Genomic DNA, 19,600 nt, shown 5'->3' with positions numbered 1-19,600 from the left:
AAAAGAGAGGTTGTCCTCACTCGACACCCGTGTATACTCGTGATGATTGCTAGAGTCAACGAGTGTCGAGTGTACCATGTATATATGTAAGCCTTCTACTGCTAAAGGTATTTCTACTGCCATAAGATGCTTGAGATGACATCTCGATGTTTTGAGGCAGATCGTAGTATGTCACATCGTTAACTTGTGGAATACAATCCCCTATTCTATTCACAAGGGGTTGAGTATACGACATGTTCTGTGGTTAACTTGTCTTCTGTCGGACCCCTAGTTACTGCGTCTCTTCAAGGAATGTCTATTCTAATATCGATGTGTACTCTGGTTCGTCCTCAAGCGCCGACAGTGACACATAGCGATGTCCTTGGACGAACGCAACACGCCGATCGGAATCTGACGCCGTCTTGTTGTTCTCTACGACTCTCTCGAGTTCGATGCCCTCACCCAAGAATGCAACCTGTTGTTCTTCGCCGTAGCGTTCAGCGCCGTTTTCGCGCATCTCTTCGACAGCAGCTATGAGCCGCTCTCGCTGCTCATCGGTGAGATCTGCTTGTTCGACGCCATCCTCAGTCAACACGATGTCGTCTACGAACTCCTCGATGTGAGGGATCTCCCGTTTGACTTCGCCATCTGTATAGAACGCTAGGTGGCTCGCATTGCGAAACGAGCGACCCGGTTGGCAGAAATAGAGTCCATGGTCGTGGAATTCAGGCCACGCTTTTCGCGCTGCGACGACGAGCACGCGATCCTCGCTGCCCCCGGTCAGATCCTCGTCGTAGATGAATCGCACAAGCTCACGCAGTAGGAACGCCTCTCGCTCAGTAGGAATGACTGTCGACGTCTCTGTGTTCCCGCGTACGCGCTCGAGTAGACTCTCGACGGCATCGACGAGCGCATCGAAGTTCACCCACACAAGCCGTTCGTCGCTTGCACCCTCTACTTCCCGTGGAAGCTTCTCATCGGGTGTGAGCACGACAAGCCGTTGGAGTTCTGCGCCATCGCGTTCGAGTTCCGCAAGATGCCGTTCGAGCTGACCTTGGTTCACGGCATCGCGCTCGGTTTTCGTCTCGAACCACACCGACACGGAGCTTCGGATCGCCGCATCGGGAACTGATTCGACGCCCACAACTTGATTGTCGAACGAGAGCAAGGACAGGTCCGATTCGTCGAGTAGTACGCCCAAGATGTCCTCCGTGAGTGCATTGCTGATGTGCTCGAACACGGCCATGATCGTAGACGTAACACGATTCTCACCTTGCCGATATGTCGAAAACAATGGGCTCGTCATTCTCTCATCTGCTTCATCTGACGTATTAGCTCTAGCTGCTGGCTGGCTATGTCTCGCCGTTATCTGTTTGCTCCTTTGAACTGGGAACTCCCAGCACGGACGAATCGCTTCGCTTGTTACGTTGTGGCACGAAAACGTCCTGGCGGAGTCCTGCGCGAACGGAGTGAGCGCAGGGCACGCCAGGTCGTGAACGAACGAAGTGAGTGAACGTCCTGGCGGAGATTTGAACTCCGGTCACCGGCTCCGCAGGCCAGTAGGATAGTCCACTACCCAACCAGGACTCACCCTCACTACAGGAGTTCCGGTTAAACCCGTTACGATCCACCCGCCACAAGAGCCATGCCCCCACCACCCAACCCGAGGGCATGAACCGTCGACGCGTGCTCGCGAGTGCGGGTGTCGCCTTTGCCGGCCTCCTCGGCGGCTGTAGCGGCGACGACGGGGCGGGCGCGAACGGCTCCGAAGCGACGGCCGGCTCGACCGGAACCGACGGACCGGGCGGGACCGACGGATCAGGCGGAACGAGTGACCGGACCACGACCGGCGGGACGACGGACGGGAGCGAAACGTCGACTCCTGAATCGACAGAGACCAGCCGGTCCATCCCGACCGACGACGAGCTATCCACGCAGACGACGACCGCACCCGCGACCACCCCATCCGCGACCACCGGCGGGCCAGCGACCGCGACAACGGACGGAAGCGGGACGGCGGTACCGCTTCCCGACCTGCAATCGACCCAGTCGGGGGACGGGGCGACCGTCGCCTTCGAGGAGGGCGGGTCGCGGGTCGTCGTCACTGGGACGATCGTCGCCCAGGACGGCTGCCGGCGGGCAGTGCTCGACTCGGCTCAGTCGGATGGCGGGACCCTCGTGGTCTCGGTGGGCACCGAGCGCGACGCCGGCACCGATATGCTGTGCACCCAGGCGCTCACGCCCGTCGAGTACCGCTTCGTCGTCACCCCCGACGACCCGACCGACTCGGTGAGGGTGGTCCACGGCGGCGCGGGCGACCGACGGACCGTCGTGACGGCCGACCGGACCGACTGATCCGCTCGGGCCCCGAAACCCGTCCCGAACGGGGGTTCGTCGGCGTCGCGAAACCGACGGACTGAGGCGGTATCGGCGGTGACGACAACGCTTAAGCGCACACCGGCTCTGGATTCGGCAATGGGTGCGATAGAGGATATCTACGCGGATCTCGATGCCGACGTGCCCGAACCCGAGTTTCGGGAGGCCGTCGAGCGGAAGGTCGAGGAGATGGGGGGCCTCGCCGACGAGGAGACCGCCGCGATGTTGATCGCCCACGAACTCTCGGACGACGAGGTCGAGGGCGTCGCCGACATCGAACCCGGCATGGAGGAGGCGGCCTTCGCGGCGAAGGTCCTCCGGATCGGCGACCTCCGCACGTTCGAGCGCGACGACGAGGACCAGGAGGGCCGGGTGGTCAACCTCGACGTCGCCGACGAGACGGGCCACATCCGGGTGGCGTTCTGGGACGACCGCGCCGAGGCCGCCGTCGAGGAGCTCGAAGCCGGCGACGTCCTCAAGATCGCGGGCCAGCCCCGCGAGGGCTACAACGGGCTCGAGGTCAGCGCGTCGGACGCCCAACCCGCCGACATCGATATCGACGTCGACCTCGACGAGGCCGACTCGATCGGCGGGCTCTCGCTCGGCCAGTCGGACGTCTCGCTCACCGGCATCGTGCTCGACACCGACTCCGTTCGCACGTTCGACCGGGACGACGGCTCGGAGGGCCGGGTCTCGAACCTCACCCTCGGCGACGAGACCGGGCGCGTCCGGGTTACGCTCTGGGACGACCAAACCGAACTAGTCGAGGAGCTCTCGCCCGGCACCACCGTGGAACTCGTCGACGGCTACGTCAGGGAGCGAAACGGCGACCTCGAACTCCACTTGAACGACCGGAGCACACTCGACGAGGTCGAGGCCGACGTCGAGTACGTCGCCGAGACGACCCCGATCGCGGCATTGGAGATCGACACCACCGCCGACATCGGCGGCGTGGTTCGCTCGGCGGACCCGAAACGGACCTTCGACCGGGACGACGGCTCCGAGGGCCAGGTCCGAAACCTCCGGATACAGGACGACTCCGGCGACATCCGGGTCGCGCTCTGGGGCGAGAAGGCCGACCGGGACCTGGGCCCCGGCGACGAGGTCCAGTTCACCGACGTCGAGATCCAGGACGGCTGGCAGGACGACCTCGAAGCCTCGGCGGGCTGGCAGGCGAGCATCATCGCGCTCGGTTCGGAGTCGACGACCCGCACGACCGAGGCCGACGCGGCGGAGGAGTCGGGGAGCACGGGTCTCGACGCGTTCTCGGGGGATGGGGACCCCTCGTCCGAAGCGGACGAACCGGCGGCCACCGACGAGCAGCCCGACGACGACGCCGAACCGGGCGAACCGATCGAGTTCACGGGGACCGTCGTCCAGGCTGGCGACCCCGTGGTGCTCGACAACGGAACCGAAACGATGCGGGTCGAGACCAGCGTCGACGTCCACCTCGGCGAGGAGGTCACCGCCCGTGGGCCCGCCACGGACGGTCGGCTCGACGCCGACGACATCGTATAGCGTCACGGAACGCTTATGAGTGAAACAGTCGCCCGTACTGCTATGAGCGTCGAGCTTCCGTTCGCGCCCGTCGATGCCGTGATCCGGCGACGGGCGGGCTCGCTTCGGGTCAGCAGCGAGGCCACCGAAGCCCTCGCCCGCCGGATCCAGCGCCACGGCGCGGGGCTCGCCCGCGAGGCCGCCGACCGGGCGACCGACGACGGGCGCAAGACGCTACGAACCGACGACTTCGACGCCGAACCGCCCGACGACGACCCCGAACTCCCGGTCGCGCCGGTCGACCGCATCGCCCGTCTCGAGATCGACGACCGCTATCGCGTCTCGATGGACGCCCGGGTCGTCCTCGCGGCGCTCCTCGAACGGTACGCCGAGCGGGTCGCGGCCGCGGCGGCGGTGCTCGCACACCACGCCGGCCGGCGCACCATCACGCTCGCCGATGTCGAGACCTACTTCGAACTCGAACCGTACTACACCTCCCACCACACCGGATGAGATTCGGCTACTCCAGCGACTGCCTCCGACACGACCCCGGCCCGCGCCACCCCGAGAGCCCCGACCGGCTCCGGGCGATCCGACGCGGCCTCGCGCACCGCCACGGCGTCGAGTACGTCGACGCCGACCCGATCACCGCCGAGGCCGCCCGGCGAGTCCACGACGACGACTACGTCACGGAGTTCCGGGAGTTCTGTGACTCGGGCGGCGGCCAGTGGGACCCCGACACCGTCGCGGTCGAGGCGACCTGGGAGGCGGCGTGCAAGAGCGCTGGCCTCGCGGTGTGGGCCGCCGAGGAGGCCGTGGCAGGCGCGACGGGACGCGACACGCCGTTCTCGCTCGGCCGCCCGCCGGGCCACCACGCCGTCGCCGACGACGCGATGGGGTTTTGCTTTTTCAACAACGCCGCGGTCGCCGCCCAGGCCACCCTCGACGACGGGCTCGACCGGGTCGCGGTGATCGACTGGGACGTCCACCACGGCAACGGCACCCAGGACATCTTCTACGACCGCGGCGACGTCTGTTACTGTTCGATCCACGAACACGGGCTCTATCCCGGCACCGGCACCGTCGACGAGACCGGGGCCGGCGAGGGAACGGGGACGACGGTCAACATCCCCTTCCGGGCGGGCAGCGGCGACGCGGCCTACGTCGAAGCGCTCGAAACCGCGTTCGCGCCGGTGCTCGCGGGCTTCGACCCCGACCTCCTCCTGATCAGCGCGGGCTTCGACGCCCACGTGAACGACCCGATATCGCGGATGTCGGTCTCGACGGAGGGCTACGGCGTCCTCGCGGCGCGCGCCCGCTCGCTCGCCGACCGCCTCGACGCGGCGCTCGGGTTCGTGCTCGAAGGCGGCTACGGCCTCGAAACCATCGCCGACGGCGTCGAGATGACCAACGAGGTCTTCGACGGCTACGAGCCGGTCGAGCCCGACGACGATGTCGACGACGACGCCCAGAGCGTGATCGACGACGCCCGCGCGGCTCACGGCCTCGGCGAGAAGTAGGCCGCGAGCTCCCGCCCGAACTCGTCGGCGAGCACGCCGACCTCGTCACCCGCTAGAACCTCGTAGCCCTCGGCCAGCGCGGTCTCGATGTCCGCCCCGAGCGCGACGTCCTCGAACGCCCCGGCGTCGAGGAACGCGCGGGCGGTGCGATACTCGCGCTCGCGCTCGACGACGTACCGCTCGCCGTCGACGAACGGGCCGTCGCAGTCCCGGTCGGCGTAGGTCTCGTAGAACCGCGCGGCGTGCTCGCGTGCGGCCACCGGCGGGCCCTCGTGGCGCTCGATCGCGGGTCGGCGGGCGACGGCGAGTTCGACGAACAGCACCGCCGTGTCGTCGGCGAGGGCGACCTTCCGGAGCACGTCGAATCCCCGTCCTTCCAGTGCGGTCACGATGCCCGATACCGACTTTTCGAGCTGGGGGTAGAGCTGGTCGTCGACGATGTCGGGTGCGTCGAACCGCACCGCGAGCGGGGTGGTTCCGCGGCGCTCGACCGCTCGCTGCACGCCGTCGGTCGAGAGCGGAACCCGACTTCCGGCTGTAAAGAGCGCCTCGCGCGGGTCGGCGAGGAGGTCGCGGGCGTAGTGCTGGAAGCGCGCGAGGTTCGTGGTCGAGAGCACCGCCGCGACGTTGCGCCCGGGGTCAGTGGGGTCGACCATCGTCAGCGGGTCGGCAAACGAGCGGATGCCGTGGTCCTCGGGGTCGAATTCGAGGGGTGGGTGCCAGTCGGCTGCGGCGGTCACGAGCGAGCGGAAGTCGCCGTGTTCGACGACGAGGAGTTCCGTGAGGTAGCCCGAGAACCCCCGCGTGCGGAGGTCGCTGCCGTAGACGCCGATGGCGTCGAGGAAACGCTTCGCGAGCCTGACCTCGCCGGCGAGCGCGTCGTCGAGACGTGTTTCGAGGTAGCGGGTGTGAAACGGCGTGCGGTCGACCGCGGACCGGATATCGCTCGCGCGCTCGACGCGATAGCAGGGCACGAGGTCGACCGCGAACCCGTCGAACTCGCCGACGACGTAGGGGTGCTCGGCGTACTCCTCGTGGGCGTCGGGAAGGACGTCGTGACCCACCGCGAGCCCGTAGCGTTCGAGGTCCGTTCGTGGGAGATCGGGCGGGAACCGAACGAACAGGTCGATATCGCGGTCGCCGGGGAGCCAGGTCCCCCGGGCCGTGGAACCGACGTGGAGGGGGTCGGCCGCGACGGGGAGGGCGTCGAGCGCCGCGGCGGTGCGTTCGGTGAGCCGGGCGACGGCCCCGTCGAGGCGCGCGCGCTCGTCGTCGTCGGGCGTGACGCGGTCGCGAACCCGCGCGAGCACGGCGTCGAGGGCGTCGCTCATGGCCGGGCTACCCAACCCGCGGGCGAAAACGTGTCGGTCGAAAGCGAAACGGCTATGAACGAACTCCCGCTTCCCACAAACAGGGCCGCCGTAGCTCAGCTGGTAGAGCACCTGGTTGTTACCCAGGTTGTCCCAGGTTCGAGCCCTGGCGGCGGCGCTTTCTGCGGCGAACACGACGGCGAGCGGAGCGTGGCGCGACGCGCCACAACAGAAGCGATTTTATGGATTCACTGACGAGTGGTTCGTGAACGGGCCCTTAGCTCAGTGGTGAGAGCGCTCGGCTCATAACCGAGTGGTCGTTGGTTCGAATCCGACAGGGCCCATCCGAAATCTCAGTCGATTTCCAGCCGACAGCAGCCTTCACTTCTTGCGATTTCGTCCGTATCCTGCCGAGTTCGACAGCACCGTTAGCTCATGCCAACGAGCCGAGTACGGCCACGTCGTACGAAGCGATGTCCGCCGGGTCCTCGAGGACGACGATCTCGAAGCTCCACGTCGAACCCGCGGCGAGGTCGTCGGTACTGTCGAGGTACCGGCCCAGTTGCTCGCCATCGCTGTTGTAGACCCGCGCCCGGACTTCGACCAGCTCGATCCGCTGGTGGCCCGTGTTCTCGATGCTCCCTTGGACCACCGCACCCCGGTAGTCGTCGCGGACGACCATCCCGTGGTCCCGGAGGGCCAGCGCGTCGAGCTGCACGGCGTAGGCGTCGCCCTCGAGTTGGGCACTCGCTGCCGCGGCGCTCGCCGCGCTCGCGTTCGACGCGTTCGTGTCGACGGTCGTCGGGAGGTCGACGCTCCGCTCGTCGCCGTATCGCACGTCCCCGCTCCCGGTCCCGCACCCGGCGAGCCCGACCGACCCGCCCGCGCCGAGGAGGGCGAGGACCCGTCGTCGGCTGAATCGACGGGACCCGCTCTCGGGTGGGTGGGTCACTGGTCTTCCCCTGTCCCGATGTCGTCGGAGCGCTGTGAGTCCCGGAGGATGAACGGGCCGACCGCGAGCGTTCGCTGGGCGATCGTCCCGAGACGGAGGATGTACGACACGAGCACGAAGAACGGCATCGACGCGATGGCCACCGCCGCGCTGATGGCGAAGACGAGGTTCGCCATCCCCAGGGTCGACCCCACGAACGAGTTGGGATCGAGGTAGACGAGCCCGAGGATCGATATCGCGAGCGCCGGGACGCCGGCGTAGAGCATCTTCCGGGAGAAATCGACCAGCTCCCGTCGGAAATACAGCGTCTTGAAGTGCTCGCGAGCGGGCGCGAAGAGGCTCAGCGCCTGGATCAGCTCGTCGAACGCGGTTCGTTCGTCCTCGGAGAGCGACTCGCTGTGCTCGGATCGGAGCCGCCGTGCGGTGTATATCTTCCAGGAGTAGTCGTAGTTCAGGATCGCCGGAATGACCTCGAACTCGCCGAACTCCGCCTCGGAGAGCTGCCCCCCGATGTCGTCCGCCTGCGTTCGTATTCGATCGCCGAGCGCGTTCACGCTGTCGCGGAGTTCCGCATCGGCGTCGTCCGCCACCGCCTCCTTGAGGCCGTCCGCCCGGTCCGTGCTCAGCTGCATGAACGTCCGCATGAACGAAGCGGGTTCGGGCGGGGCGACCGACCCGGTGAGCTCCTCGATGTGCTGGCGGAACTCCGTGGCGTCGGCCATCTCGTCGCGTTTCTCGCCGAGCGGTCCCAGCTCGCGCGAGAGCACGAGCTGATTGAGCGTGACGACGAGCGTGATCCCGGTGATGATCGACATGATGAACGCCTGGAAGAGGCGCTCGATGTGCGTCCCGTTGCGGACCGTCGTCCGTAGCGGGTAGACGTTGACGACGCCGACGGCGACCAGCACGACGAAGAGACCGAGCGTCAACAACCCCGCGACGAGGGCTCGGTTCGCAGTGAGCAACACCCAGAGGCGAACGCGACTGTCGCCGGTTCGCTCGCGCATGGTGGTCGCGGGTCCGGTATCACTCATGCCGACGACGTCGCTCCCTTCCCGGTCGGCTTCGGCCCACGGCCTCGTCGTCGACCGTGAGCGCGTGCGTATCGAGTGTCATACCGGTCATCGTCTCGTCTCCTCCGCCCCCTAGGGGGGAAAGGGGACTGCTTGCAGTTACGGGCTCGGCTGGACCAACGAGTCGTCCCGTCCGGTTCACGATCGACTCGCGCCGAAAGACTCCGAAATTGACCGTGTTCCGACACCACCCCCACGGGTTCGGGTTCGGTCGCACAGGGCCGATCGACGCTGCATTCGAGGTAAAGTCGTGGCCGCGGGAGGTTCGACGTCGCTCAGGCGCTCGCTTCGACGGCTGTGAGAACGTCGTCGATCGCGGTCTCGACGGCGTCGCGCGCGTCCCCGTCGAGTTCGACGAGCGGCGGTCGGACGGTCGCCTCGGGGAGCACCCCCCGAACGGCGAGGCCGGCCTTGGCCGTCGGGGCGAACCCGTGGGCGACGCAGGCTTGAAACAACGCGGTGATCCCCGCCTGGAGGTCGGTCGCCGTCTCGATGTCGCCACGTTCGACGGCGGCGACGAGCTCCGCGAACGCCTCGGGGACGACGTTCGAGAGCGCACAGACCCCGCCGGCAGCGCCCCCGAGCAGGCCCCACGCGAGGAGGCTGTCGGAGCCCGGATAGACCTGAAAGTCCGCCGGTGTGCGCTCGACGATATCCTGGAAGTAGGTGAAGTCACCGCCGGAGTCCTTCAGACCGACGACCGAGTCGTGGCCCGCGACCGTCGAGACGGTCTCGGGGGCGATCGGCGCGCCCGTACACGACGGGATGTTGTAGAGGTAACAGGGGAGGGCGGCTTCGTCGGCGACGGCGGTGATGAAGGCCTCGTTGCCCGCCTCGTCGTTCGCGGTGTGGAAGTACGGCAGCGTGATCAGCGCCGCGTCCGCCCCCGCCTCCGCGGCGAACGCGATGTTCTCGACCGTCCCGGCGACGCTCGTCCCCGCCGTCCCCGCCATCACGGGAACCCGTCCGTCGGCGACGTCGACCGTGGTTTCGATCACGGTTCGGTACTCCGTCGTCGAGAGGCTGGCGAACTCGCCGGTCGTCCCGCACGGAACCAGCCCCTCGATGCCGCCCTCGATCACGTGCTCGATGAGGGTTTCGAGACCGGCGGTACTCACCTCGTCGTCCGCAAACGGGGTGATCGTCGGACACAGCGCGCCGCCGAACCGGTCGGGAGCGGTCGTGGTCATCGTTCGAAACGCGCGGGGCGACCCGCATAACGATACCGCCCTGACGATATCTCCGCCGTCCGCTGACCTCGGTCATCCTTTCGCCTCCTCGGTGTCCGTTCACCGACACGGCGAACGGCCGATAACTACAATCCCGTCAGCCGCCTACGGAGGGATGTATCGAGCGAGGACACGAGGTGACACACGATGGCAGTTACACGAACACCGGCCGAGGCAACGACCGACGAACACCGACGGGACTACACCCTCGAACTGTTCGTCCGTTCGTTGGCACCGGCGGGCGCTCGGCCGGAGCAAGAGGGGGTGGTCGACCGGATCGAGGCACTCCAGCGGGCGGGACGTATCGCCGCCTCGACCGTCACCATCTGGGGCGGGGGTATCGCCCCGGGGTCGGCGTTCGCCGGGACCGAACCCGGTCGGACCATCCTCGAAACGGTCGAGGAGTTCACCGACTGGGCGTCGGCGAACGACCTCCGGTTCCCGTCGGCGTTCGAGGAACGCGAGTGTACCTCGATCGCCGGCGACGACTGCCAGGGGGTGATCGCGTTCCCGCTCATGTGTCTCGCCACCCGCGAGAACGGCGAGCTCCGGTGTGTCGCCCCGTGGTCGAACGACGCGCTGACGCACACGATCCACGACTGCCTCGACGAACTCGCCGACGAGGACGGACCGACGGTCCACGACTGGGACTCCGACGAAGATCCGGTCTGAGCCGTCACGACGCCGCTGGACACGGATTCGTGGCAAGGGCTATCTCCTCGCCGGCCCTATCCCGTGTATCATGGGCTCCGCTTCGGGTACCGACTTCCCCGCCGTCAGCGACGCGTGGTTTCGCCTCTGGTCCGACCTGTTCACCTCCACGCTCGAAGCCAACCGTGCGGCCATCGGCGCGTTCGAGCGGAGCACGGCGACCACGCCGCGGCTCGACCCGGCGGTCCCCGAGGTGGCCTACCGGGAACCCGACTGGGTGGTCGAGCGGTCGGTCGACTCGGCCGCCGACCTCGCGGTCGGCGACTGGGTTCGGTTCACGAAGCGGATCACGGACGAGGAGGTCCGGGCGTTCGCCCGGATCAGCGGTGACACGAACCGACTCCACCTCGACGAGGGGTTCGCCGAGGACACCCGCTTCGAGGGACGGATCGCCCACGGAACGCTGCTGTCGGGACTCATCAGCGCCGCGCTGGCGCGCCTGCCCGGGTTGACGATCTACCTCTCACAGGAGCTCGAGTTCCGCCACCCGGTTCGGATCGGCGAGACCGTCACCGGGAACTGCGAGGTCACCGAGTCCCTCGGGGGCGACCGCTACCGGGTCGAGACGACGCTCCACAACGAGGACGGCGAGGTGATAATCGCCGGCGAAGCCGTGGTCCTGATAGACGACCTCCCGACAACCGCCCGTCAGTAGCTTCGGATCACCGGCCCGTCCCCCGCTGTCGCTGGGTCGAACGGCGGTCGTGGTCCCGTCCGCGAACCGATACCCGGTGGGTGCGTTAGCTCGCGAGGGCGATGACGACGAACGTCAGGGTGAAAATCAGGAGGGCGACCGCCGCGAGCACCGCGAGGAACTGCTCGGTCGTCATGGCTCGTTTTCGGCTCCGAGGCGGAAAAACCTGCGCGAGCCAGCCAGATCCGTCGGTTCCCGCCTCCGTCGGCGGCACACCCCGACGGGGATGAGACGAATTCGACGCGCGGGCTTTCGAAATCCTTTTTCCGTCGGTCGGCCTCGGTCCGAGCGGGCCGCCTTAGCTCAGACTGGGAGAGCACTCGACTGAAGATCGAGCTGTCCCCGGTTCAAATCCGGGAGGCGGCATGCTTCGAGACCGTGAGCAACGCGAACGGTCGAGGGGAAGACCCGGACGGATTCCGAGTTCTACGACCGATCTGTGTATTTTCACACTCCGTAGCAACGAGAGCGTGACCCCGCGGCCGCCGCAAATCGACGGTGATAGACGTCGTCGGGAGACGGAGTCGACCCGCCCGTCGCTCGACGGATCGTATTACGAGAAGTCCACGCTCTCCGTCGATCGTCGTTCGAACGCTCGGCTCGCCAGTTCTTCACGTCGTTCAGAACTGGACTCACCGGGATTTGAACTGGGCGAGACGGTCGCGCTTCGCGCGCTGCGACTCGCGTGCTCGAATCCACGCGTTCGCGAAGCGAACGCTCGGCTCACCCATTCTCGCTCGTAGGACTCGCTCCGATGGACTCACCGGGATTTGAACCCGGGGCCTTTCCCCTGCCAAGGGAACGATCTACCACTGATCTATGAGCCCGCATTCCCGACTTGTTCGGTCCGTCGGTTAAACCCATCGAACCCCTCTCGAAGTCGAAACGGTTTAACCCCGCGCACGGTTCCCGTCGATGGGAACAGCACGGCCACGAATCCGACTCGTCCGGCGGTGGACTCCGAGATCGTGGTAGTGTTCGATAGCGATTCGTGTGATTCCTATCCTCAACAATGGCACGGATGCATACACGACGCCGCGGCTCGTCGGATTCCGACAAGCCCGTGGCAGACGAACCACCGGAGTGGAGCGACGTCGACGCGGACGCGGTCGAGAGCCGCGTCGTCGAACTGGCAGAGCAGGGCCACAGCCCGAGCGAGATCGGGCTCAAGCTCCGCGACGAGGGCGTCCAGGGCACCGCGGTCCCGAACGTCCAACTCGTGACCGAGAAGAAGATCACCGAGATCCTCGCCGACAACGACGCCGAACCGACGCTTCCGGAGGACCTCCGGAACCTGATGGAGCGGGCCGTCCGGCTTCGCGAGCACATGGCCGCGAACCCGAACGACGCCCAGAACAAACGCGCCCTCCAGAACACGGAGGCGAAGGTCCGCCGGCTCGTCGACTACTACCGCGGCGACGCGCTCGACGAGAACTTCAAGTACACCTACCAGAACGCACGGGACATCGTCTGAGATGGCCGTCGCCGGTCGTTCCACCGGGGCCGAGGACATCGCGTCGACGCTCCGCGAGGCCGGGTTCGCCCGACTCCTCGTGGCCGCCGACGCGGACGCGCTCGCGGCCGCCGGACTGCTCGCGAACGCGCTCGCCCAGCGTGGCGTGCCGTTTCAGGCGAGCGTCCACGCCGAGCGCCCCGGTGTGGAGACGGCCGACGACACGACGACGGTCCGGATCGGTATCGACGGGCCCGCAGACTGCTCGCTCGACGCGACCGAGCGACCGGCGAGCGAGACCGCCTTCGCGGCGGCACGCGCGCTCGACGCCGACCCCGACCCGCTGCTCGCGCTCGCGGGACGGTTCGTGGTCGGCGACGAGACGGGCGACCTCGACGGGAGCGACGCCTTCGAGACGGCCACCGAGCGCGACCTGGTCGAACGACGACCCGGCGTCGCGGTTCCGGTGGCCGACCTCGACGACGGGCTCGCACACACCACGCTCGTCCACACCGACTTCTCCGGCGACCCCGACGCCACGGCGACGGCGCTCGCCGGCTGCGGCGACGACGGCCGACGGACGGCATCGATGCTCGCGCTGTCGGCGTGTACGGACGCGACGCCGCGCGGTGCATCGGCCCTCGGTTGTGCGCTCAATCCCTACGCGGTCACCGAGCGCGGCCGGGAGGAAACCACGGTGAGCGGACGGTTCGAGACGGTGGGCGGGCTCGCGGACGTCCTCTGTGCGGCCGCCCACGAACGACCCGGTATCGGGCTCGCGCTCGCGCTCGGCCACGACGTCCGCGAGGCGGCGCTCGAGGCCTGGCGGACGCACGCCGAACGCGCCCATAGCGCGGTTCGGACCGCGACGACCGAGCGCCACCGCAACGTCTTCGTCGCCCGCGCCGACGCGGGCGCGTCGCTCCCGACCGCCGCCCGACTCCTGTGTGACTTCCGGTCGCCGGAGTCGATCGCGGTGGTCGTCGGCGACGGACGCGCGGCGGGAGCGGCCCACGACGACGCGGACCTCGGCGAGCGGATGGCCGAGGCAGCCACCGCGGCTGGCGGCGACGGGGCGGGCGACGACCGTCGCGGCTGGGCGCGGTTTTCGGACGCGGACGGGTTCGTCACCGCGTTCCGGGAGGCGGTCGCGTGAAGCGCGCCCGTGTCCGGACGCGCTCGGCGGCCCCCGAGACCGTCGCGGCGGCGCTCGTCCCGGACAACACCCCGGAGATGGACACCACGGTCGACGGATGCGTGGTGGAGACGACCCTCGAACGCGAGACGGTCGGCGGGCTTCGCGCGACGCTCGACGACTACGCGGTGAACCTCTCGGTTGCCGAGCGGATCGCGACGGCGGCACAGGACGGTACGAACGACGACACGAACCAGACACACTCATGAGCGAACGATCAGTTTCACGACAGCAGCGACAGAAGCGGTGGTACACCGTGCTCGCGCCCGAGTCATTCGACCGGGCCGAACTCGGGACGACCCCCGCGAACGAACCGAACGCGGTGCTCGAACGCACCATCGAAGCCACCCTCGGCGACCTCACGGACGACGCCGGGGCCAACAACGTCAAACTCACCTTCCGGATCAACGACGTCGGGAGCGACACGGCCTACACCGAGTTCGAAAAGCACGAACTCACCCGCGACTACCTCAACAGCCTCGTGCGGCGCGGGGCCTCGAAGGTCGACGCCTACCTCACGGTGCGAACCAACGACAACTACCGGGTTCGCATCCAGCCCGTCGCGTTCACAACCCAGAAGGCAAACGACAGCCAGGAGAAGGCCATCCGCAAGCGGATGGTCGAACTCGTCCGCGAGGCCGCGCACGACCGGAGCTTCCAGGAGCTCGTCGACAGCGTGACCCAGGGTCGGCTGTCGAGCGCGATCTACGGCGAGGCGCGCACCATCTACCCGCTCCGCCGGGTCGAGGTCGCGAAGCTCGCCCTCGATGCCCACCCCGAGGAGATCGCCGAAGAGGAGGAGACCGCGGTCGACGTCGACGAATCCGACGTCGAGGTCTGAACCGGCCCTTCGAACCGCGTTCTACTCGACGACCTCGAACGAACCGACCATCCCGCCCGGCTCGTGTGGGATGCAGAAGTAGTTGTACGTCCCCGGCACCTCGAAGGTGTGTTCGTAGGTCTCGCCGCCGTTGATAGCGCCGCCGCCGTTCCGGTTCCAGGCCCGGCGGGCTTCGGCCGTGGTCTCGAACCCGCCGGAGGCGAAGAAGGCGGCGTCGTCCGGGATCCCCGACCCGTAGGCGGTCACGGTGTGCGCCCGCATTCCGGTGTTGCGCCAGACCACGGGTTCGCCGACACGGGGCTCGAAGTCGTCCTCCGGGAGGAACGCGCTCGCGGACATCCCGATGTCGTAGTCGGACTCCCCCTCCGCGGCCCCGAGACAGCCCGCGAGGCCGACGGCGACGCCCGTGCTCGCAGCCAGAAACGCACGACGGTCCATAGTTCAGGCTACCGTCCGGAGCGGTATAGCCGCCGCGGTACGCGTCGCGGTTCCTGCCGACGAGTATGAACACCTAAATCGCCCGCCGGCAACCCCGGCATATGCCGCCCCGTCCCCGGTTCGTCGCTCGGCTCGGTCTCGCCGACGCGGTGACGGCGACGAACGCCGGGCTCGGCTTCCTCGCGGCGGCCGCCGCCCCGTTCGCCCCCGCGATCGCCGCTCGGTTGATCCTCCTGGCGGCGGTCGCCGACGGGCTCGACGGCGTGCTCGCGGCACACACCGGCGGCACCCCGCTCGGGGAGTTCCTCGACTCGCTCGCCGACGTCGCCTCCTTCACCGTCGCGCCCGCGCTGCTCGTCTTCGGCGTGGTGCGCGCGGAGTGGGAGCTCTCCTTCGTCGCCCCGACACCGGCGCTCGCGCTCGCGCTCGCCGTTCCCGCTGCGTTCGTCGTCGTCGGGGTGGTCCGACTGGGGCTCTACACCGCCTACGACATCGACCGTGGAACCACCGAGGGGGTCCCGACAACCCTCGCGGCGACGGTGCTCGCGGCGGCGTTCCTCGCCGGGATCCGAAGCCCCGTCGTCGTGCTCCTCGGACTGTCGGCGTTCGTCGCGTTGATGGTCGCTCCGGTGGGCTATCCGGACCTCCGGGTGCGCGACGCGCTCGTGATGGGGGTCGTCCAGGCGGGCGCGATCCTCGTTCCGGCCCTCTTCTTCCGGGTGTTCCCGCGGCTACTCTGTGGGTTCGCGCTCGCGTACCTCGTGCTCGGGCCGCGATACTATCCCTTGCTCGTGGAAGGGAAACGCACTTAGGCGATTCACCCGAAATCGGATTCATGAGCGACGGTGACGAGCCTCCGGCCGACGACGACGCCGACGCGCCCGCCGAGGGCCCCGACGGCGAGCCGGTCGACGAGGAGACGTCGGCCGAAACGGCGGACGAAGCGACCGAGGAGACCGTGGACGCCGAGGAGAGCGACGCGGACGAAACGGCGGAAGAGAAGCCGTCCGAGGACGCGGAGCCCGACGACGGCGACGATGCCGACGAAAACGATGCGGACAGCAACGACGATGTGGACGCGGAGGACGGAACGGACGCGGCGGACGAGGCCGATCCGGAGGACGAAGCGGCCGAAGACGACGATGAGGAGACGGAAGACGAAGCGGATTCGGAAGCGGATGTGGAGGACGAGGGAGAGGCAGAAGACGAGGTGGATACGGACGAAGACACAGACACGGAGGAAGAGGCAGAGACGGAAGAGGAAAAAGCGGACGCGGAGGACGGCGAGGAAACGGAGGAGGATCAGGAGACGGAGGACGGCGAGGAGGCGGAGGCCGAACCCGACGACGGGGACGGCGACACGGACGACGAGTCCGAATCCCTCCCGGACACGACACCCGAATCGCTGGACTCGCGGCTCGACGAGGTCGAGGGGATGGTCGACGAGGCCGAGACCGAAGCCGACCTCGACGAGGCGGAAGCGCGCCTCGACGAGGTCGAGGCGGACATCGAGGCCGCCGACCTCCCCGAACCCGACGAGGACGACGAGGACGAGGACGCCACGGACCCGCGCGACGAACTCGAAACCACCGTGACGGGAATTCGCGACGCCATCGAGGCCGAGCGCGGGCCGTACGCCGAGGACGCGGTCGAGACGATCGAGAGCGCGAAGGCGACCATCGAGGACACCCGCTGGACCGAGGACGGCGAGCCGGAGGTCGTCACCGCAGTCGAATCGTTCCTCGACTCGGTCGGGGAGGTGCTCGACGAGTCGTTCGCCGCCGAGGGCGAGACGATGACGGACCTCACGGCGGCGCTCGACGACGTGGTCGGGACCATCGAGGCGCGCGACCTCGACCCCGACGACGACGCCGAGACGGTCGCCGAGCTGTGTGCGGTGGCCGACGACCTCGAAGCCGACCTCGCCGACGCCGAGGAGTGGGACGACCTCTCGGTTCGCGAGAAGCTCGGCGCCGAGGGGTTCTACGACGTGCTCACCCCCGAGAACCGGAAGGACTTCCCGCCGGAGTGGAACGCGATCAAGGTCTACGAGAAGCAGAACGACCCCGAGCCGATCCTCCACGGCCTGGAGATGTTCGGCTCCGAGTTCATGCAGGGCCACTGTATCGAGTCGCTGAAACGAATGGGTTCGCCCGAGGCCTACGACGCGATGGAACAGCGCGCCCAGAAGCGAAACAAGCCGCCGATCGAGGTGCTCGGGAAGATCGGCGACGAACGCGCGCTTGACACCCTCCACGACTACATCGAGGGCGACAGCGACCCCGCGCTCCAGACGGTCACGATCAAGGCGATCGGCGAGATCGGCTCGACCGACTCGACCCAGGCGGTCGCGGATAGGCTGGTCGCCGAGAACGACACCGTGCGCTCGAACGCGGCACGCGCGCTCGGTCTGATCGGCGACACCCGCGCCATCGACCCTCTCGCCGACGTGCTCGCCGACGACGACTCCAACCCCGTCCGGGCGAGCGCGGCGTGGGCGCTGAACCAGATCGGGACGTCGGAGGCGCTCGACGCCGCCCGCGAACACGCCGACGACCGCTCGTTCCTCGTCCAGACCGAGGCCGAGAAGGCCGAGGGTGCGATGACGGACGAGGACAGCGCCGAAACGCCGGCCTGAACGGGCGAGGGTTTACATACTGGAAGGCGACCACCGACGGGCGTGTCCGTCCGGCTTCTCCCGGTCGTCGCCGTTCTCGCGGTCGCACTGGTCGCGGGGCCGGTGGCGGCTGGACCGGGGACCAGTCCATCGACGACGAACGGGTCGGCGACCGGCCCACACATCGAGTCGGTGTATCCGAACCCGCTCGCCGACGAGGACGCCGGCGAGTACGTCCTCCTCGATTTTCCCCGTTCGACGAACCTCTCGACGTGGACGTTGACCGACGGCGAGACCAACGTCTCGCTCTCGAACACCACCGTCTCTGGACGGGTCGCGGTTACCGCCGAGCCGAACGCGACGCGCAACGCGACCGACGCGTCGGTGCTCGCCCTCGACGAGTCGGTGAGCCTCGCCAACGCCGGCGACGAGGTGGCGCTGGTTCGCGACGACCGCGTCGTCGACGAGACGACCTACGAGGACGCCCCCGACGCCGAACGCTGGAATCGGAGCGCCGACGGCTGGGAGTGGGAGCCCCTCGGCGCGACCGCGTTCGCGCCGGTGCGGACCGACGCGGCGACCGCGACCGCGTTCGTGCTCCCCGACGACCCGGACGTGGCGGTCGAGACCATCGAGGTCGCCGACCATCGGGTCCTGCTCGCGGGCTACACCTTCAGCTCCGAGCGGGTCGCACGGGCGCTGAAGCGCGCGAAGCAGCGGGGTGTTCGGGTCCGCGTGCTCGTCGACGACGCACCGGTCGGCGGGATGAGCGAACGCCAAGCCGCGGCACTGAACGGACTCGTCGCGGCCGGGATCCCGGTCGACGTCGTCGGCGGGGACTGGGCGCGATACGACTACCACCACGCCAAGTACGCCGTCGTCGACGACCGCGCCCTCGTCACGACCGAGAACTGGAAGCCGTCGGGGGTCGGCGGCCACTCGAATCGGGGCTGGGGTGCGGTGGTCGGGGGTGAGGCCGCCGACACGCTCGCCGCGGTCTTCCGCGCCGACGACGGCTGGCGCGATACCGTCCCGTGGCGCGCCTACCGGGCGAACCACACCTTCGAACCCGACGGCGTGGCGAACGGGACCTACCCCTCGAACTTCGAACCGAAACGGGTCGACGTCGACGGGGTGCAGGTGCTCGTCGCCCCCGACAACGCCGAGCGCGCGCTGGTCGCCCGGATCGACAACGCCACCGAATCGGTCGACGTGGTTCAGGCCGCCATCGGGAGCCGACACCAGCCGTTCCTCGAAGCGGCGATCCGGGCGGCGAGGCGCGGCGTGCGGGTCCGGGTCCTCCTCAGCAACGCGTGGTACTCGGCGGACGAGAACGAGGCGATGGCCGAGTGGATAAACGCGCAGGGGAAGACGGGAGACCTGCCGCTCGAAGCCAAAGTGGCCGATCCGGAGTCGACGTTCGAGGACGTCCACGCCAAGGGCGTCGTGATCGACGACGACACCGCGGTCGTCGGCAGCATGAACTGGAACAACAACTCCGCTCGGGAGAACCGGGAGGTCGCGGTGGTGCTGGAAGGTGAAGAAGCAGGCGAGTACTACGGCCGGGTGTTCGAGGCCGACTGGACGGAGGACGGCGGGTCGGGGATCGACCTCGGGTTCGACTCACCGCTTCCGATCGGCGTTCTCGTCGCCGTCGTCGGCGTGCTGGTGCTCGGGTTCGTCGTGGCGCGCCGGATCGAGTTCGAGTAGCCTTC

General features: G+C 68.0%; 19 protein-coding genes and 5 tRNA genes. 16 read left to right on the top strand and 8 right to left on the bottom strand.

The window, feature by feature from the left end; genetic code table 11:
* Window positions 1-295: 295 nt before the first annotated feature.
* Both C447_RS01165 and C447_RS01160 read right to left on the bottom strand, forming a co-directional pair.
* Window positions 296-1,225: a hypothetical protein gene (locus C447_RS01165; protein ID WP_007690039.1), complete on the bottom strand. Its 930-nt coding sequence runs from the start codon at window positions 1,223-1,225 to the stop codon at window positions 296-298.
* A 268-nt stretch (window positions 1,226-1,493) separates the two neighbouring features.
* Window positions 1,494-1,566 (bottom strand) — tRNA-Arg (locus C447_RS01160).
* 84 nt (window positions 1,567-1,650) lie between these two features.
* On the opposite strand from C447_RS01160, the gene C447_RS01155 reads away from it, so the two are divergent.
* The 4 genes from C447_RS01155 (at window position 1,651) to C447_RS01140 (ending at window position 5,372) form a co-directional block, all read left to right on the top strand.
* Entirely contained in the window at window positions 1,651-2,334 is a 684-nt protein-coding gene (locus C447_RS01155) for a hypothetical protein (RefSeq protein WP_007690037.1), read from the top strand.
* Between the two features lie 120 nt (window positions 2,335-2,454).
* Entirely contained in the window at window positions 2,455-3,873 is a 1,419-nt protein-coding gene (locus tag C447_RS01150) for a single-stranded DNA binding protein (RefSeq protein ID WP_007690035.1), read from the top strand.
* A gap of 42 nt (window positions 3,874-3,915) precedes the next feature.
* On the top strand, window positions 3,916-4,365 hold the full coding sequence (locus C447_RS01145) for a histone (protein WP_007690033.1): 450 nt from the start codon (window positions 3,916-3,918) through the stop codon (window positions 4,363-4,365).
* The gene (locus C447_RS01140) at window positions 4,362-5,372 is read left to right on the top strand and encodes a histone deacetylase family protein (RefSeq protein ID WP_007690032.1); all 1,011 of its coding nucleotides are present in this window, start codon (window positions 4,362-4,364) and stop codon (window positions 5,370-5,372) included. The genes C447_RS01145 and C447_RS01140 overlap by 4 nt, the downstream gene beginning before the upstream one ends.
* Here the strand turns inward: C447_RS01140 and cca are convergent.
* Window positions 5,351-6,703 (bottom strand): CCA tRNA nucleotidyltransferase, encoded by a 1,353-nt coding sequence (gene cca, locus C447_RS01135; protein ID WP_007690029.1) that lies wholly within the window; start codon window positions 6,701-6,703, stop codon window positions 5,351-5,353. The two genes, C447_RS01140 and cca, sit on opposite strands and share 22 nt — an antisense overlap.
* 84 nt (window positions 6,704-6,787) lie before the next feature.
* Between cca and C447_RS01130 the strand changes: the two genes are divergently transcribed.
* Both C447_RS01130 and C447_RS01125 read left to right on the top strand, forming a co-directional pair.
* Window positions 6,788-6,860: transfer RNA gene (locus C447_RS01130), tRNA-Asn, on the top strand.
* A gap of 93 nt (window positions 6,861-6,953) precedes the next feature.
* Window positions 6,954-7,026 (top strand) — tRNA-Ile (locus C447_RS01125).
* Window positions 7,027-7,115: 89 nt separating this feature from the next.
* On the opposite strand, the gene C447_RS01120 is transcribed toward C447_RS01125, so the two are convergent.
* The 3 genes from C447_RS01120 to dapA all read right to left on the bottom strand — a co-directional run bounded on the left by C447_RS01120 (window position 7,116) and on the right by dapA (window position 9,897).
* Window positions 7,116-7,634, bottom strand: coding sequence for an FxLYD domain-containing protein (locus tag C447_RS01120; RefSeq protein ID WP_007690028.1), 519 nt, complete (start codon window positions 7,632-7,634; stop codon window positions 7,116-7,118).
* Complete coding sequence (locus tag C447_RS01115; protein WP_007690027.1) at window positions 7,631-8,668, bottom strand: hypothetical protein; 1,038 nt, start codon at window positions 8,666-8,668, stop codon at window positions 7,631-7,633. Before C447_RS01115 ends, C447_RS01120 begins: the two co-directional genes overlap by 4 nt.
* 314 nt (window positions 8,669-8,982) lie before the next feature.
* On the bottom strand, window positions 8,983-9,897 hold the full coding sequence (gene dapA, locus C447_RS01110; protein WP_007690026.1) for a 4-hydroxy-tetrahydrodipicolinate synthase: 915 nt from the start codon (window positions 9,895-9,897) through the stop codon (window positions 8,983-8,985).
* Between the two features lie 186 nt (window positions 9,898-10,083).
* Between dapA and C447_RS01105 the strand changes: the two genes are divergently transcribed.
* The 3 genes from C447_RS01105 to C447_RS01095 all read left to right on the top strand — a co-directional run bounded on the left by C447_RS01105 (window position 10,084) and on the right by C447_RS01095 (window position 11,707).
* Window positions 10,084-10,608, top strand: a complete 525-nt coding sequence (locus C447_RS01105) for an HTH domain-containing protein (protein WP_007690025.1) — start codon at window positions 10,084-10,086, stop codon at window positions 10,606-10,608.
* Window positions 10,609-10,678: 70 nt separating this feature from the next.
* The gene (locus tag C447_RS01100; protein ID WP_007690023.1) at window positions 10,679-11,302 is read left to right on the top strand and encodes a MaoC family dehydratase; all 624 of its coding nucleotides are present in this window, start codon (window positions 10,679-10,681) and stop codon (window positions 11,300-11,302) included.
* Window positions 11,303-11,633: 331 nt separating this feature from the next.
* Window positions 11,634-11,707, top strand: a tRNA-Phe gene (locus C447_RS01095).
* Window positions 11,708-12,096: 389 nt separating this feature from the next.
* On the opposite strand, the gene C447_RS01090 is transcribed toward C447_RS01095, so the two are convergent.
* Window positions 12,097-12,168: transfer RNA gene (locus C447_RS01090), tRNA-Ala, on the bottom strand.
* A 185-nt stretch (window positions 12,169-12,353) separates the two neighbouring features.
* Here C447_RS01090 and C447_RS01085 point away from each other — a divergent pair.
* The 4 genes from C447_RS01085 to C447_RS01070 are packed head-to-tail and all read left to right on the top strand — an operon-like array spanning window position 12,354 to window position 14,830.
* On the top strand, window positions 12,354-12,815 hold the full coding sequence (locus tag C447_RS01085) for a 30S ribosomal protein S15 (protein ID WP_007690021.1): 462 nt from the start codon (window positions 12,354-12,356) through the stop codon (window positions 12,813-12,815).
* 1 nt (window position 12,816) lies between these two features.
* Window positions 12,817-13,950, top strand: coding sequence for a hypothetical protein (locus C447_RS01080; RefSeq protein ID WP_007690019.1), 1,134 nt, complete (start codon window positions 12,817-12,819; stop codon window positions 13,948-13,950).
* The gene (locus C447_RS01075; protein WP_007690017.1) at window positions 13,947-14,198 is read left to right on the top strand and encodes a KEOPS complex subunit Pcc1; all 252 of its coding nucleotides are present in this window, start codon (window positions 13,947-13,949) and stop codon (window positions 14,196-14,198) included. Before C447_RS01080 ends, C447_RS01075 begins: the two co-directional genes overlap by 4 nt.
* Window positions 14,195-14,830 (top strand): 30S ribosomal protein S3ae, encoded by a 636-nt coding sequence (locus tag C447_RS01070; RefSeq protein WP_007690015.1) that lies wholly within the window; start codon window positions 14,195-14,197, stop codon window positions 14,828-14,830. Before C447_RS01075 ends, C447_RS01070 begins: the two co-directional genes overlap by 4 nt.
* A 21-nt stretch (window positions 14,831-14,851) precedes the next feature.
* Here C447_RS01070 and C447_RS01065 read toward each other — a convergent pair whose 3' ends face one another.
* Complete coding sequence (locus C447_RS01065) at window positions 14,852-15,268, bottom strand: plastocyanin/azurin family copper-binding protein (protein ID WP_007690013.1); 417 nt, start codon at window positions 15,266-15,268, stop codon at window positions 14,852-14,854.
* A 101-nt stretch (window positions 15,269-15,369) separates the two neighbouring features.
* On the opposite strand from C447_RS01065, the gene C447_RS01060 reads away from it, so the two are divergent.
* The 3 genes from C447_RS01060 to C447_RS01050 all read left to right on the top strand — a co-directional run bounded on the left by C447_RS01060 (window position 15,370) and on the right by C447_RS01050 (window position 19,595).
* Complete coding sequence (locus C447_RS01060) at window positions 15,370-16,080, top strand: protein sorting system archaetidylserine synthase (RefSeq protein ID WP_007690011.1); 711 nt, start codon at window positions 15,370-15,372, stop codon at window positions 16,078-16,080.
* Window positions 16,081-16,703: 623 nt separating this feature from the next.
* On the top strand, window positions 16,704-17,906 hold the full coding sequence (locus C447_RS01055) for a HEAT repeat domain-containing protein (RefSeq protein WP_237713325.1): 1,203 nt from the start codon (window positions 16,704-16,706) through the stop codon (window positions 17,904-17,906).
* A 42-nt stretch (window positions 17,907-17,948) separates the two neighbouring features.
* Window positions 17,949-19,595, top strand: coding sequence for a phospholipase D-like domain-containing protein (locus C447_RS01050; protein WP_007690007.1), 1,647 nt, complete (start codon window positions 17,949-17,951; stop codon window positions 19,593-19,595).
* The last annotated feature ends 5 nt before the right edge of the window (window positions 19,596-19,600 follow it).

It is taken from the genome of Halococcus hamelinensis 100A6, from assembly GCF_000336675.1.
Classification (GTDB): domain Archaea; phylum Halobacteriota; class Halobacteria; order Halobacteriales; family Halococcaceae; genus Halococcus; species Halococcus hamelinensis.
The sequence above is the reverse complement of the archived record's forward strand: the minus strand, read 5'-3'. Positions and strand labels throughout refer to the sequence as shown.

What these genes read in the sequence shown, in the direction of transcription:
- C447_RS01165 (WP_007690039.1), bottom strand. Translation starts at nt 1,225, where the DNA reads ATGGCCGTGTTCGAGCACATCAGCAATGCACTCACGGAGGACATCTTG.
- C447_RS01155 (WP_007690037.1), top strand. Translation starts at nt 1,651, where the DNA reads ATGAACCGTCGACGCGTGCTCGCGAGTGCGGGTGTCGCCTTTGCCGGC.
- C447_RS01150 (WP_007690035.1), top strand. Translation starts at nt 2,455, where the DNA reads ATGGGTGCGATAGAGGATATCTACGCGGATCTCGATGCCGACGTGCCC.
- C447_RS01145 (WP_007690033.1), top strand. Translation starts at nt 3,916, where the DNA reads ATGAGCGTCGAGCTTCCGTTCGCGCCCGTCGATGCCGTGATCCGGCGA.
- C447_RS01140 (WP_007690032.1), top strand. Translation starts at nt 4,362, where the DNA reads ATGAGATTCGGCTACTCCAGCGACTGCCTCCGACACGACCCCGGCCCG.
- cca (WP_007690029.1), bottom strand. Translation starts at nt 6,703, where the DNA reads ATGAGCGACGCCCTCGACGCCGTGCTCGCGCGGGTTCGCGACCGCGTC.
- C447_RS01115 (WP_007690027.1), bottom strand. Translation starts at nt 8,668, where the DNA reads ATGAGTGATACCGGACCCGCGACCACCATGCGCGAGCGAACCGGCGAC.
- dapA (WP_007690026.1), bottom strand. Translation starts at nt 9,897, where the DNA reads ATGACCACGACCGCTCCCGACCGGTTCGGCGGCGCGCTGTGTCCGACG.
- C447_RS01105 (WP_007690025.1), top strand. Translation starts at nt 10,084, where the DNA reads ATGGCAGTTACACGAACACCGGCCGAGGCAACGACCGACGAACACCGA.
- C447_RS01100 (WP_007690023.1), top strand. Translation starts at nt 10,679, where the DNA reads ATGGGCTCCGCTTCGGGTACCGACTTCCCCGCCGTCAGCGACGCGTGG.
- C447_RS01085 (WP_007690021.1), top strand. Translation starts at nt 12,354, where the DNA reads ATGGCACGGATGCATACACGACGCCGCGGCTCGTCGGATTCCGACAAG.
- C447_RS01080 (WP_007690019.1), top strand. Translation starts at nt 12,817, where the DNA reads ATGGCCGTCGCCGGTCGTTCCACCGGGGCCGAGGACATCGCGTCGACG.
- C447_RS01070 (WP_007690015.1), top strand. Translation starts at nt 14,195, where the DNA reads ATGAGCGAACGATCAGTTTCACGACAGCAGCGACAGAAGCGGTGGTAC.
- C447_RS01065 (WP_007690013.1), bottom strand. Translation starts at nt 15,268, where the DNA reads ATGGACCGTCGTGCGTTTCTGGCTGCGAGCACGGGCGTCGCCGTCGGC.
- C447_RS01060 (WP_007690011.1), top strand. Translation starts at nt 15,370, where the DNA reads ATGCCGCCCCGTCCCCGGTTCGTCGCTCGGCTCGGTCTCGCCGACGCG.
- C447_RS01055 (WP_237713325.1), top strand. Translation starts at nt 16,704, where the DNA reads ATGGTCGACGAGGCCGAGACCGAAGCCGACCTCGACGAGGCGGAAGCG.